This window comes from Photobacterium gaetbulicola (assembly GCF_003025515.1).
In the GTDB taxonomy this organism is placed as follows: domain Bacteria; phylum Pseudomonadota; class Gammaproteobacteria; order Enterobacterales; family Vibrionaceae; genus Photobacterium; species Photobacterium gaetbulicola.
In genome coordinates, this window is sequence record NZ_PYME01000025.1 from 22,684 (window position 1) to 36,954 (window position 14,271).

Below are 14,271 nucleotides of genomic sequence, written 5' to 3' on the forward strand. Positions count from 1 at the left end.
GGTGGATTGATAGTGCGCAACCTCTCAGCTCAGAACGTCAATGACTTGACTCCAATACGGGGAAGGCGCAAACTTCTTGTGTCAACAATTCCTGACACCTTGGAAGATAAGAAATATGAGGCTACAAGTCTTTTGTGAAGACCGACTTGGCATGACCCGAGAGCTGCTGGATATCCTTGCGAGCCGGCAGATTGACTTGCGGGGCATTGAAATTGACCGGGTTGGGATTATTTATCTGAATTGCCCCGAAGTTGAGTTCGAGCAGTTCAGTCAGTTGATGTCGCAGATCCGCCAGCTGGATGGTGTGACAGATGTCAGAAAGATCCAGTTCATGCCGAGCGAGCGTGAACACAAAGAACTGAAAGCATTGCTCGAAGCCCTACCTGATCCGTTTTTCTCCATTAGCTTGCAAGGCAAGATCGATCTCGCCAATGATGCTGCTGAGGTACTGCTTGGCAAGAGTCGTGAAGAGATTGTCGGCGAGCATATTCAGACTTTTGTCGGTTTCAATATTCACCATTGGCTTGAAAAAGACAATGCCAGCCGCCGCAGTGAGTTGGTGGTGCTGTCCGGCCTCGATTACATGATGGAAATCATGCCGGTGTATGTGACCGATGAGACGGAGGAGCAGGTACTGGCCAGTGCAGTTATCCTACTCAAGTCTCTGTCCGAGGCCAAAATGCCGCTGGCGATGCGTCAGCTCAGCGGTGACAACGGCTTTGAGCATCTTGTTGGCCAGTCTTCCCGCTTCAAGCAATTGGTGTCTCAGGCCAAGAAGTTGGCGATGCTGGATGCGCCTTTGCTGATCCAGGGCGAAACCGGTACCGGCAAAGAGATGCTGGCTCGGGCCTGCCACCAGCGCTCGCTGCGCCGTGATAATCCTTTTCTGTTGGTCAACTGCATGTCGATGCCCGATAATGCTGCCGAAACGGAGCTGTTCGGTATGGCCGCAACTGCCACCGAGCCGGGTAAGAAAGGGATTTTCGAACAGGCCGATGGCGGTATCGCCTTCCTGTACGAAGTGGGCGAAATGTCGGAACATCTACAGATCAAACTGCTTCGTTTCCTGCAAGATGGCACTTTCCGCCGTGTCGGGGAAGAGAAAGAGATGAAGGTGGATGTCAGGGTGATTTGTTCGACCCAGAAGAAACTGCCTGAACTTGTCGCGACCGGACAGTTCCGAGAAGACCTGTATTATCGCCTCAATGTCTTGTCTCTGACCGTGCCGCCGCTGCGTGAGAGAACCGCCGATATCGTGCCGCTGGCGGATTTGTTCCTGAGCCAGTTTGCCCAGGAATTGCAGCAGCCCAAGCCGTCTATCTCGGCTGAGGTTGCCCAGTATCTGAGCCAGTATGCGTGGCCGGGTAATATTCGCCAGTTGCGTAATGTATTGTTCCGCGCCATGACACAGCTGGAAGGGCCGGAAATCAGCGTGAACGATATCCAGTTGCCGGAAAACGAGTCGGCCACGGTGATCAGTGAAGAGACCCTTGACGGCTCGCTGGATGAAATCATGAAACGCTATGAGTCAGGTATTCTCAATAGCCTTTATCGGAGCTACCCGTCGACGCGCAAGCTGGCGAAAAGACTTGGGGTGTCCCACACCGCCGTGGCGAACAAGCTGCGCGAGTACGGCATTGGCAAGCACTAGACGCGTTTCTACAGTACTGCCTCATCAGTGACATACAAACGCCCGATGTTCGTCATCGGGCGTTTTGTTTCCTGCGGATCCTAGATAAAGCAGTTCCTAGATCCTAGAAAGAGCTAATCATCTTAGTCATTAGTGAAAATCTGTATCTAGGAACTAGGATCCAGAAACTCGCCCCTTAACTTTTTCACTTCAACAACGTCAGTTTCCCTTGTTCGAGCTCCCTGAGCTGGCAGATGAGTTCTTGGCCGTAGCGGCAGCTCTGTTGGGCTTCAACCTCGGTTGCGACGCGGTGGCATGGGATAATGATCGGGATCGGGTTGACGTTCTTGGCCATGCCGATAGCAAGAAGCGCGGTGGAATGCGCAATGTGTGTAGCAATCTGTTGGTAGGAGCGGTGGCTGTTGTAGGGGATTTCACTGATGGCTTGCCATACTTGCTGCTGGAAGTCGGTACCGGGAGGAGCGAGGGGGATGGTGAATTGTTTTCTTTTCCCGTCGAGGTATTCGGCGAGCTGGGTGATGTAAGTGGCCATGAATGCTGGATTGTGCTCCCAATGACTGTCTGGAGTAAATCCGCCACTGGCAATGGTCAGTTGTCGTAATCCCTTTTCGTCTGCCAATAAATATATCTTTCCCAATACCGTATCAAGGTAGTCGTAATACATAATCATCACTGTGTTGGTTAAGGTCAAGCGCGACGCGGCTATCACAATGATAGCTCAAACATGCGGGCAAATCTTTGTCCTGAAATAAGTTTACCTTGAGGGTGTATTCATCGTCCGCGGGCTATGCTAACGTTTCAATATCGCATGTAGCATAAGGATAATGTGCTGTTGTTTCATTCTATTATCAGCCGAGCAGCGTCGATCAATATTGGTGATGCGACGGTGAGGCTTATTACCACTAAAGATGTTGCGGCTATAACCGCATACTATCAGCGCAACCGGGCGTTCCTGCAGCCTTGGGAGCCGCTGCGCGAGGAAGCCTTTTTCACTGAAACCGGCTGGCACCGACGGCTGGAGCAACTGATGCAGCTGCACCGACACAAAATGGCTTACTATTTCGTTATTCAGCAACAGGGCAGTGACGAGATATGTGGGGTAGTCAATTACAGCAACCTCGTCCGCCATCCTTTCCATGCCTGCCATGTTGGCTATTCGCTGGATCAGGATTGCCAGGGAAAAGGGTTGATGAGCCGGGCGTTGGCCGCGACCAATGAGTGGATGTTCGAGGATCAATCCTTTCACCGGATCATGGCGGCCTACATGCCCCGCAATGCCAAGAGTGCGGCGGTATTAAAAAAATGTGGTTTTGTGATTGAGGGAGAAGCGAAAGATTACTTGTTAATCAACGGTAAATGGGAGGATCATATCCTGACATCTCGTCTCAATGCAGACTGGACCATGCCGGTTTAGCTGCCCTGTACCATATGCCAGACAGAAAAAACGAGAGCCAAGTGGCTCTCGTTTTGGTTTCGTCCTGTTTGATGAGGCTCCAGCTTGGGCTAGATGCGCTGCCACAATTCGGTGTAACGGCCATTTTGGCTAAGCAGAGTGTGGTGTTTGCCTTGCTCGATGATCTCACCTTCGTCCATCAAACAAATCTGATCCATCTGCTCAAGGCCGACCAGGCGATGGGTAATGAACAGCACGGTCTTGTCTTGGGCGTGTTCTAGCAGCAACGCCATGATCTGCTGCTCGGTACGGCGATCGAGCCCCTCGGTCGGCTCATCCATCAGCAGGATTGGCGCATTATGCAGCAGGGCACGGGCGATACCGATACGGCGACGTTCGCCGCCGGAGATCTGGCGACCGCCTTCACCCAGCCAGGTATCCAAGCCTTTTTCTTCCAGTAGGGCACCAAGTCCAACTTTTTCAAGTACTTCGCAGAATTCTTCGTCGCGGCCTTCGGGTTTGGCTAACAACAAGTTTTCACGCAGTGAGCCATTGAAGACATCGACACGCTGGCTTACAACCGTGATGGCCTGGCGCAGAGGTGCTTCCTGCCACTGGGGCAGCGGGACGCTATCTAAGGTAATTTGCCCTTGCTGCGGATCCCAGTTACGGGTCAGCAGCTGCAACAGGGTTGATTTACCACAGCCAGTACGGCCAAGCAGCGCAACTTTGTCGCCAGCTCCGATTGTCAGTGAAATATTTTTCAGCACCGGCTCATCGCTACCGTAGTAGGTGTAGCTGATGTCTTGGATATCCAGCGCCCCTTTAACCTCGGCGCAATGGCCGTTGGCATCAAATGGAGTATCCGGTGTCGCCTCGATGATCTCATTGAGGCGGCGGGCAGAAGTCAGGGTCTGGCCTAGGTACTGGAAGGCACCGGCCACAGGCATCATCAACTCGAAGCTGGCCATTGTGGCAAAGGCCACCATCGCCACGAACGGATCGGGGGCCAGGCCGGCAATCCCGTCCGCCGCCATCCAGGTGATCAATACCAGGGTCCAGCCGGTTGCCGCCATCAACATGGCATTGGCCAGGCCGGTCAGGTTAGCCATCTTGCGCTGGGCAGCCAGCAGGGCTTGCTGCTCATCAAGGGCTGCTTGGTAGTAGCGATCCTCGGCATTGAACAGCAACAGCTCGGCATTGCCCTGGATCCAGTCCAGCATCTTCACCCGGTAGTTGGCCTTGGCCATGGTCAGGGTTTCGCCGTTGGACTTGCCCAGGCGGTAGAAAATAACCGGCAGGGTAAGCATCAGGGCCAGCAAAATTGCGCCCAGCGTCAGGCCGATAGTGACATCGAACCAAGCGAGGAAGCCGGTAATCGCCAACAGGCCAATCACGCCGATGATCAGCGGGCTGACCAAGCGCAGGTAAACATGGTCCATGGCATCGACGTCGGCAACCAGGCGGTTGAGCAAGTCGGCATCGCGCAGGTTGGCCTGACGACCCGGGATCAGCGGGGTCAGCTTGCGGAAGAAGAATAAACGCAGATCAGCCAGCAGCTTGAAGGTGGCATTGTGGCTGACTACGCGCTCGCCCCAGCGACCCGCAGTACGGGCGATCGAGAAACCGCGTACGCCGGCACCCGGCAGCATGTAGTTGAAGGTCTCACGGGCGATGGTAAGGCCCGCCACCGCGGAGGCGGCGATAAACCAGCCCGACAGGGTCAGCAGGCTCATGGCCGCAAGCAGTGTGCCAAGCCCGAGCAGCATGCCAAGGGTCAGGCCGAACCAGTGTTTACGATATAGCTTGAGATAAGGGATTAAATCACGCATCGAGATCCCTCTTGTCGGTATGGGCCAGCATCTCAGCAAGCAGGCCTTGCTGGCGGATCTGTTCGAATGGACCATTCTGGACCAGTTTACCGTTTTCCATTACCAGAACTCGGTCCATGGCGGCGAGTTGGTCGAGGCGATGGCTCACCATCAGCGTCGTCTGGCCGTTGACTGCCGTTTTCAGGCTCTCTAGCACCAAGTGTTCCGAATTGGCATCTAGGCTGGCGGTAGGCTCATCGAGCAGCCAGAAAGCCCCGCTTTGCAGCATGGCACGCGCGACGGCGATACGCTGGGCCTGGCCAACCGATAGCCCCCCGGAACGATCCCCGACCTGATGCTGGTAACCTAGCTCCAGACGCTGGATGAATTCATCGGCGTAGGCCTGTTGTGCGACTTGCTTGATGTGCTGCTCGGTAGCAAGCGGGTTGCCCAGTGTGATGTTGTCGCGGACAGTGCCGTGCAGCAGCAGCGGGTTTTGGCCGACCCAGCTGATCGCCTGGCGCCACTGGCTGTGATCAAGCTCACTGAGCTCGGTGCCGTTGACCTTCAGGCTGCCACGGTAGGGCAGGAAGCCAAGCAGCGCATTGAGCAGGCTGGTTTTGCCGGCACCGCTTGGGCCGACCAGGGCGACTTGTTCGTGAGCATTGATGCTAAAGCTGAGCGGGCCCGCCAGTACCTGGCCTTGCGGGCTCAGTACCTCGAGCTGGTCGGCACTGATGGAGATAGTTTCCGGCGAATCGAGGTTGGTCTGGCCCTGGCTCATGCCATCCGCTTCGCTGTTGAGGAATTCGACAATGGACTCTGCCGCACCGATGGCCTGGGCCTTGGCGTGGTAGAAGGTGCCCAGATCACGCAGCGGCTGGTAGAACTCCGGCGCCAGCACCAGGATGAACAGACCGGTAAATAGGCTGATTGGCACCCCGTAGTGGCCGAAATTCAGCTCGCCGATAAAGGAGAAGCCAAAGTATACCGCAACAATCGCTACCGAGATGGCGGAGAAAAACTCCAGCACCGCCGACGAGAGGAAGGCCATCCGCAACACTTCCATGGTTCGCTTGCGCAGCACGTGGGAGGCGGCGTGGAGGTTTTCCGCTTCTGCCTCGGCACGGTGGTACAGGCGCAGGGTCGACAGGCCTTGCAGGCGGTCGTAAAAGTGACCCGACAGGCGTTGTAGCGCCTTGAAGTTGCGGCGGTTAGCATCGGCTGCCCCCAAACCGACCAGCGCCATGAACATAGGCACCAGTGGCGCGGTGATCAGGAAAATCAGCCCCGCGGCCCAGTTAAGAGGGAATACGGCGAATAAAATTACCAGTGGAACCAAAACCGCAATCGACATTTGTGGGATGTAGCGGGAGAAGAAGTCCTGCATCTCTTCTACCTGCTCCAGCACTAGGCTGGCCCACACGCCGGCTGGTTTACCTTTAATGTAGGCTGGGCCTAACTGCTGCAGGCGCTGTAGGATCAGCTGGCGGATGTGGAGTCGAATTTGCTCGCCGCAGCGGTAACCGAAAATTTCCCGCCCCCAGCTACAGCCAGCCCGCAGGCCGACAATGATAAATAGCCCGATAAAACTGGAAACCAGCTGGTATTTATCGGTGTGTTCAATGATGAGTTGGTGCAGGATATGGGCCAGCAAAGCTGCCTGGCCAACGAGTAGCAACCCCGACAAGAACCCAAGGCCGACACTGAGCATGAGCCAGCGTTTTGCCAGCTTGCTCTGTGATTTCAACCACTTGGTTAAATCGCGTTGTAATTGTTTGTCCATATTAAATTCTTGAGCCGCTAAGGGGAGCCGGCTAAAAGGTGAAGGCTAAAAGGCCACCATAAGGTGGCCAAAACTATTATTTTTGCTCTTCTAACGCGTCGAGGTAGCGTTCTGCATCAAGGGCAGCCATGCAGCCAGTACCTGCTGAGGTGATGGCCTGGCGGTAGGTGTGATCCATCACATCACCGGCGGCAAAGATGCCTTCGACGCTGGTCTGGGTGGCGTTGCCTTCAGTACCTGACTGTACTTTGATGTAACCGTTGTTCATCTCTAACTGGCCCTCAAAAATGCCAGTATTCGGCTGGTGGCCGATAGCAATGAACGCACCCATTACGTCTAGTGTTTCGGTCGCATCAGACTGAGTATCCTTGATGCGAACGGCAGTTACGCCCATCTCATCGCCCAGCACTTCATCCAGTACACGGTCGGTGTGAAGGATGATGTTGCCGTGTTCAACTTTGTCCATCAGTCGCTTGATCAGGATTTTCTCCGAGCGGAAGGTATCACGGCGGTGGATCAGGTGAACCTCCGATGCGATGTTGGACAGGTACAACGCCTCTTCGACAGCAGTGTTGCCGCCGCCGACTACCGCCACTTTCTGGTTGCGGTAGAAGAAGCCATCACAGGTCGCGCAGGCAGAGACGCCGCGGCCTTTGAAATTCTCTTCTGATTCCAGACCCAGGTATTTGGCTGAGGCACCCGTTGCGATGATCAGTGCGTCACAGGTGTATTCTGCGTTGTCGCCTTTCAGGCGGAAAGGACGCTGGCTGAAGTCAGTCTCGTTGATGTGATCAAAAATGATCTCGGTGTCGAATCGCTCAGCGTGCTCTTTCATGCGATCCATCAGCCCAGGGCCTGTGAGGCCTTCGGCATCACCTGGCCAGTTTTCAACTTCTGTGGTGGTGGTGAGCTGACCACCTTGCTGCATACCCGTGATCATGACCGGGTTGAGGTTGGCACGCGCAGCATACACTGCGGCAGTGTAGCCAGCAGGACCAGAACCAAGGATGAGCAGTTTACAATGTCTTACGTTACTCATTACTTCTCCAGGCTGAATGAGATTTTATAATCTTGTGAAGGGTGATTGTAGGTAAATTGAAGCGCTATGGAAAGAGGGGATTGTAGCGCGAGCTTTTCACCCCGTAAGGTCAGGCTGCCAAGTGAAATACCAGGCAGCAGGGATAATTTTTTAGATGGATTTGCTATAAGAAATAGCTATAGGTTATATATAATTTTCGTGCTAGTGCATGCTAATAGCGACGGTTGGATCGGTAAAGTGCAAATTGAAGCTATCGGCCACTTCCTTACAGGTGACCTTGCCGTAGATGATATTCATACCGGCCAGGAATCCCGGATCGTCTAGCAGGGCTTTCTTGTATCCCAAGTTGGCCAGCTTGATTACATACGGCAACGTTGCGTTATTCAGAGCGAAAGCGGACGTTCGTGCGACGGCTCCCGGCATATTGGCGACACAATAATGGACCACATCATCGACGATATAGGTAGGATCGGTATGGGTTGTCGGGTGTGAGGTTTCAAAGCAGCCGCCTTGGTCGATTGCGACGTCAACCAGCGCTGAGCCGGGCTTCATCAGCTTGACGTGCTCCGCGGTAATGAGCTTGGGCGCAGCGGCTCCGGGGATCAGCACCGCGCCAATAATAATGTCGGCTTCAGGCACCAAGCGGTCTATGGCCTCGGAAGTTGAATAGACCAGGTTGACGGCACCTCTGAACTCGATGTCCAGCGCCCTTAACGTATCGACATTGCGATCGAGCAAGGTGACATTGGCCCGCATTCCCACGGCTATCCGAGCGGCATTGGAGCCGACGACCCCGCCACCTAAAATGAGGACGTTGGCCGGCTCGACGCCGGGGACGCCGCTCAGCAGCAAACCTCGCCCGCCGCTAGAATTCTCTAGCGTTTGCGCGCCTGCTTGGATGGACATTCTGCCAGCGACTTCAGACATCGGGGCGAGAAGCGGTAATTTGCCGGAGGCATCGGTGACGGTTTCGTAAGCAATACAGACAGCTTTGCTGTCTATTAGGTCTTTTGTTTGTGGAAAATCTGGTGCAAGATGGAGATAGGTGAATAAAATTTGTCCTTCGGACAGCATGGCTCTTTCTACTGCTTGGGGCTCTTTTACTTTGACAATCATCTCTGATCTGGTAAAAACTTCTTTAGCGGTAGAAATAATTGTAGCGCCAGCGTTCTCATAGTCTGAGTCCGACAGCCCGATCCCGACACCGGCTTGGGTTTCGACCAAGACTTGATGGCCGAGTGATGTGAGCTCACGGACACTGCTGGTAACTAAGCCAACACGGTACTCGTGATTTTTGATTTCTTTGGGGACACCAATAATCATGCTGCTCCTCCCTTGGCATCTAGTAGGATTGGCTATTGACAAGGATGTAAATGCAGATCTAATGGCAGTATAGTTTGACTAATAGAGTATTTGATTCTAAAAAATAGAAAGATGTAGTATATTTTTTTGCAAGGAAGTAAGAAGGTGGAATAAAAAATGGTAGATACCAAGAAAAAACCATCCAAGGAATTGGATCGTATTGACCGTAACATATTGAATGAGCTTCAAAAAGACGGTCGTATTTCAAATGTAGAGTTATCCAAGCGTGTCGGCTTGTCTCCAACTCCGTGTCTTGAGCGTGTACGCCGCTTGGAGCGTCAGGGCTACATCAGTGGCTACACCGCGCTTCTCAATCCGCAGTATCTTGATGCCTCCCTGTTGGTGTTCGTAGAAATCACGCTAAACCGGGGTGCGCCGGATGTGTTTGAGCAATTCAACAAGTCAGTGCAAGAATTGGAAGACATCCAAGAATGCCACTTGGTATCTGGTGACTTCGACTACTTGCTGAAAACCCGCGTGTCTGACATGTCCGCATACCGTAAACTGTTGGGTGAAACCCTGCTGCGTCTGCCTGGGGTTAACGATACCCGTACCTACGTGGTCATGGAAGAAGTGAAGCAGACAAACAATCTGGTGATCAAAACACGTTAAGCTTCATATTTGAAATATGTCACAGCCCAATTTGCTTGGGTATATCAATCGAGCGGCTCTTGGCCGCTTGATTTGTTTTCGGGTCAAGCATCGCCAGGTGCTCACCCCCACAAATCGGCACTTTGCTGGCAAAGGCTAACCTATATCGCTGGGATTTTCAGCACATGCTGGGAAAAAATCGCCATCCCTCTCGCTCCCCGCCTTTTCAAAATGGCAAAATTGGACGCTATTTAGTATAAGATAGGCTGTAGGGCCTATTGACCTTTTGTGGTTGAATTCAAAAGATCAACAGGCCTTATTTTTACTGGCGTCTGACACGCCACCAGCGATTGGCACAATAATAACAACGAGCAGGGACGTCCTTGTTCTGACAGTTAAAAAAGAGTCGACGTATCCGCCCAACGAATCTACACCAAGACCGGATGGGGTGGGCGTGACGCAATTTGTTACATCGGAGTGTTTTTTTGAGGAAAGTAAAGGGCAAGAAGCAGCCTAAAATGCGTCTTTCCGGGGGACAGCGCTTACTGGAGAGCTTTCTGATCATCGGCATCCTGTCGGCGATTTTCATCATGGTTGCGCTGTTGAGTTTCGATCCTGCTGACCCTTCTTGGTCCCAGACTGCTTGGGAAGGGCCGGTGCAGAACAAGGCCGGGTCCTTCGGTGCACTGGTTGCCGATACCTTGCTGTTTACGTTTGGTTCCCTGGCCTACCCGCTGCCAGCGGTCATTGTTCTTGCTGCCTGGGTTCTTTTCCGCAGGCGCCGGCAGCCACTCAGCGTGGATTACATGATTTACGGCACCCGTTTGCTCGGCCTGCTGATCATCTTTGTCGCCAGTTGTGGACTGGCCGACCTTAACTTTGACGACATCTGGTATTTCTCCTCCGGTGGGGTGATTGGCGATGTAGTATCGAATATGGCCCTGCCTCTGTTTAATTTGCTGGGGGCCACCCTGATCCTGATGTTTGCCTGGGCGGTAGGCTTTACTCTCTTTACCGGGATCTCCTGGCTGACCATCGTCGATACCATTGGCGAAACGGTACTCGGCTCGATGGCATGGCTGCTGAACAAAGTGCGCGCTGATAAATCAGAGATGTTGACGCCGTTCGCGGCAGACATTCCCGATGAGCACCAGACCGAATTCGGCCGCCAACTGGCCATGCAGCAAGCCGAATCCGAACCCGATGCGGATGATGTTCTGCTGGCTTCGAGTAGTCGCGCCTCTTCCGAGCCGGGCGATGACAGAAACCGATTTGCCCGCCAGGAACCTAGTTTCGGCCAGTCGGAACAGCCTGATCCGCTACTGGATGGGGCCGGGCCTCAAGCCGATCCATTGCTGGACTCCAGTGAACCGAAGATAGTTATGCCGGAGCGTCATCGCCAAGCCCAGGCACAAACGATAGTGACCGCCCCAGCTTCGACAGCTTTGGCTGCGACGGCTTCGGCAACTGCACTAGCTGAAGCGAGCACCGAATCGACAGCTGTATTAGCAGAACTACCGGTCAGCCAGCCTGTTGTTTATACCCAAGCGCCTTCGCAACAGAGCGCCCCGGCTGTTCAGCCGCAAACGACCGCGCCTGTTGAGCCAACTACGACGGGTGCCTCTGAAGTTCATGTACAGGCGCAGACGAGCGAAGCTATTGTCGAAGAGGTTGTTGATGTTCAATCTACCCAGCAAGCCAAAGGTATGACGATTGCCGAGCTTGAAAGGCAGCTGGATATCGATGAGAACTTCACGGTGTATGTTGATGAAGGGCAGGGTCCATCTTCTGATGGTATCACTGCTGGAATCGGTGCGGTTGCAGAACCAACACCTCCTGCTTCTTCCCCGGTAATCGATACTGCTGTGAATGATCAAGCTATTGCAGCGACGGCTGCTGCGAACCCGCAAGTTGCATTAGAGCCGGAACTCTCAACGGGTATGTCATTCAACAATGATGATTTTGTTCCTGAAGCAACGGAATCGCATTCATCACCGGTTCATTTCGACCCTGTTACAACAGAGTCTCATGTTGCTGAAACCGGTACTTTCGAACCTGTCGTTGAATCAGAGCCTGTGTACCAAGCGCAAAGCGCCATGGTTGAGGCTGAGCCAGAGATGCCAACAGCTACAATGTCTGGGGGCAATGCTGAAATGGCACACGATATCGAGATTGGTGTTCAGGATGGCATGTCCGAGTTGGAGCGGGCTGAACGTGAAATTGCACCAGCTGAAGAGAGTAACGAAGAAGGCTTGAGCGACGAAGAGGCCTTCCTCAAGAAAATCCGTGATGCCCAGAAAGCCCAAGCGCAAGCGGCCGGTCTGGACAACCCGTTCTTGATGAAGCGCGAAGCTGACTTGCCGAAACCGACGTCGCCGATGCCGACGATTGATCTGCTGGCACCGCCAAAGCAGAACGTGCAGTCAACCACCGAGGAAGAGCTCAAGCAAACCGCGATGCTGGTGGAAGCCAAGCTGGCTGACTATAAGATCAAAGCGAAAGTGGTTGGGGTGTACCCGGGGCCGGTCATTACCCGCTATGAGCTCGATCTGGCGCCGGGGGTGAAAGTCAGCCGTATTTCCGGTTTGGCCAAGGACTTGGCGCGAGCCCTGTCTGCCTCTGCAGTCCGTGTGGTTGAGGTTATTCCGGGTAAGCCATATATCGGTCTTGAGCTGCCGAATGTGAACCGGGAAACGGTTTATATGTCAGAGGTCGTCGCCAGCGATAACTTCCAGCACAAGAAGGGGGCTTTGCCGATTGTGCTCGGTTACGACATTGCCGGTGAGGCCGTGGTCGCTGATCTGAGCAAGATGCCCCACCTGCTGGTTGCCGGTACCACGGGATCCGGTAAATCGGTGGGGGTCAACGTGATGATTTTGAGCTTGCTGTACAAGTGCAAGCCTGAAGACTGTCGCTTTATTATGATCGACCCGAAAATGCTCGAGTTGTCTATCTACGAAGGCATTCCGCATTTGTTGACCGAAGTGGTTACCGACATGAAAGATGCCAGCAATGCCTTGCGCTGGTGTGTCGGTGAGATGGAACGTCGCTATAAGCTAATGGCTGCTTGTGGGGTGCGTAATTTGGCCGGTTTTAACGCCAAGTTGGAAGAAGCCGCTGCCGCAGGCCACCCGATCCATGATCCGTTGTGGAAACCGGGTGACAGCATGGATGAGTATCCGCCACTGTTGGAAAAAATGCCGAGTATCGTGGTCATCGTCGATGAATTTGCCGATCTGATGATGGTTGTCGGTAAGAAAGTTGAAGAGCTGATTGCTCGATTGGCGCAGAAAGCACGTGCCGCGGGGATCCACCTAGTGTTGGCAACCCAGCGTCCATCGGTAGATGTCATCACCGGTCTTATCAAGGCCAATATCCCGAGCCGGATGGCCTTTACGGTATCGACCAAAACGGACTCGCGCACCATTCTGGACCAAGGTGGTGCAGAATCCTTGCTCGGTATGGGTGACATGCTCTACTTGCCTGCTGGCAGTAACCACCCTGTTCGTGTTCACGGTGCGTTTGCCTCGGATGAAGATGTTCACAACGTGGTCAACGACTGGAAAGCCCGCGGTAAACCTCAGTACATCGAGGGTATTCTTGAGGCTGACCAAGGAGCTGAAGGCCTGTTGCCGGGAGAAACCCCGACCGGCGGCGATGACGATTTGGATCAGCTGTTTGATGAAGTGGCGGCCTTTGTTGCCGAATCGCGACGCGGCTCAGTGTCAGGTGTCCAGCGTCGCTTCAAGATCGGCTATAACCGAGCGGCCCGTATTGTCGAACAGCTTGAGGCGCACGGCATTGTCAGTGCGCCGGGCCACAATGGTAACCGTGAAGTGTTGGCCCCGCCGCCGCCACCTCGCGATTAACTTAATAGAACAAAACAACAGTAATTACCATGCCTGCTACGATCAAAGGGCAGGCATTAGAAAAGGTTTAACAGAATGATTAAAAAAGTGCTTTTGAGTATGTTGGTAGCCAGCCCGCTGTTGCTGGCAGGCCAGGCATTGGCAAATCCGCAGCAGGAACTGAGCACCCGCTTAGGTAAAGTGAATGCGTTCAGTGCCGACTTTACTCAAACCGTCGTGAGCCCCGAGGGCAGCCTGCTGGTGGAAGGTAGCGGTGATGTATCGATCAAGCGGCCGAACCTGTTTCGTTGGAATACCGAAACGCCGGATGAGAATATTCTGATCTCAGATGGTAAGACGTTGTGGTATTACAGTCCGTTTATCGAGCAGGTCACAGCGATGTGGCTTAATGATGCCACCGATCAGACACCGTTTGTGTTGCTGACCCGTAACAGCGCGGCTGACTGGGCCAACTACAATGTGTCGCAAACCGCCGACACCTTCACCCTGACACCGAAAAGTGGTGCGTCTTCGATGGGACAGTTTGTCGTGACGGTTGCCAAGTCCGGTGAAGTGCGCAGTTTCTCGGTGGTAGAGCAAGATGGTCAGCGAAGCAACTTCAGACTGTCTAAATTTAAGAAGCACACGCCTGCAGCCAGCCTGTTCACCTTTACGCCACCAGAGGGCGTGGAGTTGGATGATCAGCGCAATTAGGCGACAGCCTGGCCTTCAGGCTAATTGCAAGCGATAGTGAACCAAGATTGACTTAGGTGGTACAGCAGTACCACCT

The 14,271-nt window shown here is 53.7% G+C and carries 10 protein-coding genes; 5 read left to right on the forward strand and 5 right to left on the reverse strand.

Annotated features, from left to right (window positions below; all coding sequences use genetic code 11):
- Positions 1-115 precede the first annotated feature (115 nt).
- Entirely contained in the window at positions 116-1,651 is a 1,536-nt protein-coding gene (tyrR, locus tag C9J03_RS19610; RefSeq protein WP_044623830.1) for a transcriptional regulator TyrR, read from the forward strand.
- Between the two features lie 184 nt (positions 1,652-1,835).
- Here tyrR and C9J03_RS19615 read toward each other — a convergent pair whose 3' ends face one another.
- Positions 1,836-2,315 (reverse strand): methylated-DNA--[protein]-cysteine S-methyltransferase, encoded by a 480-nt coding sequence (locus tag C9J03_RS19615; RefSeq protein WP_039465769.1) that lies wholly within the window; start codon positions 2,313-2,315, stop codon positions 1,836-1,838.
- Positions 2,316-2,483: 168 nt separating this feature from the next.
- On the opposite strand from C9J03_RS19615, the gene rimJ reads away from it, so the two are divergent.
- The gene (gene rimJ / locus C9J03_RS19620; RefSeq protein WP_044624566.1) at positions 2,484-3,065 is read left to right on the forward strand and encodes a ribosomal protein S5-alanine N-acetyltransferase; all 582 of its coding nucleotides are present in this window, start codon (positions 2,484-2,486) and stop codon (positions 3,063-3,065) included.
- An 89-nt stretch (positions 3,066-3,154) separates the two neighbouring features.
- On the opposite strand, the gene cydC is transcribed toward rimJ, so the two are convergent.
- The 4 genes from cydC to ald form a co-directional block, all read right to left on the reverse strand.
- The gene (cydC, locus tag C9J03_RS19625; protein WP_044623829.1) at positions 3,155-4,876 is read right to left on the reverse strand and encodes a heme ABC transporter ATP-binding protein/permease CydC; all 1,722 of its coding nucleotides are present in this window, start codon (positions 4,874-4,876) and stop codon (positions 3,155-3,157) included.
- Positions 4,869-6,641: a heme ABC transporter permease/ATP-binding protein CydD gene (gene cydD, locus C9J03_RS19630; RefSeq protein WP_044623828.1), complete on the reverse strand. Its 1,773-nt coding sequence runs from the start codon at positions 6,639-6,641 to the stop codon at positions 4,869-4,871. The genes cydC and cydD overlap by 8 nt, the downstream gene beginning before the upstream one ends.
- A 76-nt stretch (positions 6,642-6,717) precedes the next feature.
- The gene (gene trxB, locus C9J03_RS19635; RefSeq protein ID WP_044623827.1) at positions 6,718-7,680 is read right to left on the reverse strand and encodes a thioredoxin-disulfide reductase; all 963 of its coding nucleotides are present in this window, start codon (positions 7,678-7,680) and stop codon (positions 6,718-6,720) included.
- A gap of 201 nt (positions 7,681-7,881) precedes the next feature.
- On the reverse strand, positions 7,882-9,003 hold the full coding sequence (gene ald / locus C9J03_RS19640) for an alanine dehydrogenase (protein WP_044623826.1): 1,122 nt from the start codon (positions 9,001-9,003) through the stop codon (positions 7,882-7,884).
- Positions 9,004-9,159: 156 nt separating this feature from the next.
- On the opposite strand from ald, the gene lrp reads away from it, so the two are divergent.
- The 3 genes from lrp to lolA all read left to right on the forward strand — a co-directional run bounded on the left by lrp (position 9,160) and on the right by lolA (position 14,195).
- A complete protein-coding gene (lrp, locus tag C9J03_RS19645; RefSeq protein WP_036832575.1) occupies positions 9,160-9,654 on the forward strand; it encodes a leucine-responsive transcriptional regulator Lrp in 495 nt (164 codons plus the stop codon).
- Between the two features lie 464 nt (positions 9,655-10,118).
- Entirely contained in the window at positions 10,119-13,502 is a 3,384-nt protein-coding gene (locus C9J03_RS19650; protein ID WP_231580681.1) for a DNA translocase FtsK 4TM domain-containing protein, read from the forward strand.
- 78 nt (positions 13,503-13,580) lie between these two features.
- The gene (gene lolA / locus C9J03_RS19655) at positions 13,581-14,195 is read left to right on the forward strand and encodes an outer membrane lipoprotein periplasmic chaperone LolA (RefSeq protein WP_039465816.1); all 615 of its coding nucleotides are present in this window, start codon (positions 13,581-13,583) and stop codon (positions 14,193-14,195) included.
- The last annotated feature ends 76 nt before the right edge of the window (positions 14,196-14,271 follow it).

Coding starts and splice junctions, on each gene's coding strand:
- tyrR (WP_044623830.1), top strand. CDS start 116: ATGAGGCTACAAGTCTTTTGTGAAGACCGACTTGGCATGACCCGAGAG.
- C9J03_RS19615 (WP_039465769.1), bottom strand. CDS start 2,315: ATGTATTACGACTACCTTGATACGGTATTGGGAAAGATATATTTATTG.
- cydC (WP_044623829.1), bottom strand. CDS start 4,876: ATGCGTGATTTAATCCCTTATCTCAAGCTATATCGTAAACACTGGTTC.
- cydD (WP_044623828.1), bottom strand. CDS start 6,641: ATGGACAAACAATTACAACGCGATTTAACCAAGTGGTTGAAATCACAG.
- trxB (WP_044623827.1), bottom strand. CDS start 7,680: ATGAGTAACGTAAGACATTGTAAACTGCTCATCCTTGGTTCTGGTCCT.
- ald (WP_044623826.1), bottom strand. CDS start 9,003: ATGATTATTGGTGTCCCCAAAGAAATCAAAAATCACGAGTACCGTGTT.
- lrp (WP_036832575.1), top strand. CDS start 9,160: ATGGTAGATACCAAGAAAAAACCATCCAAGGAATTGGATCGTATTGAC.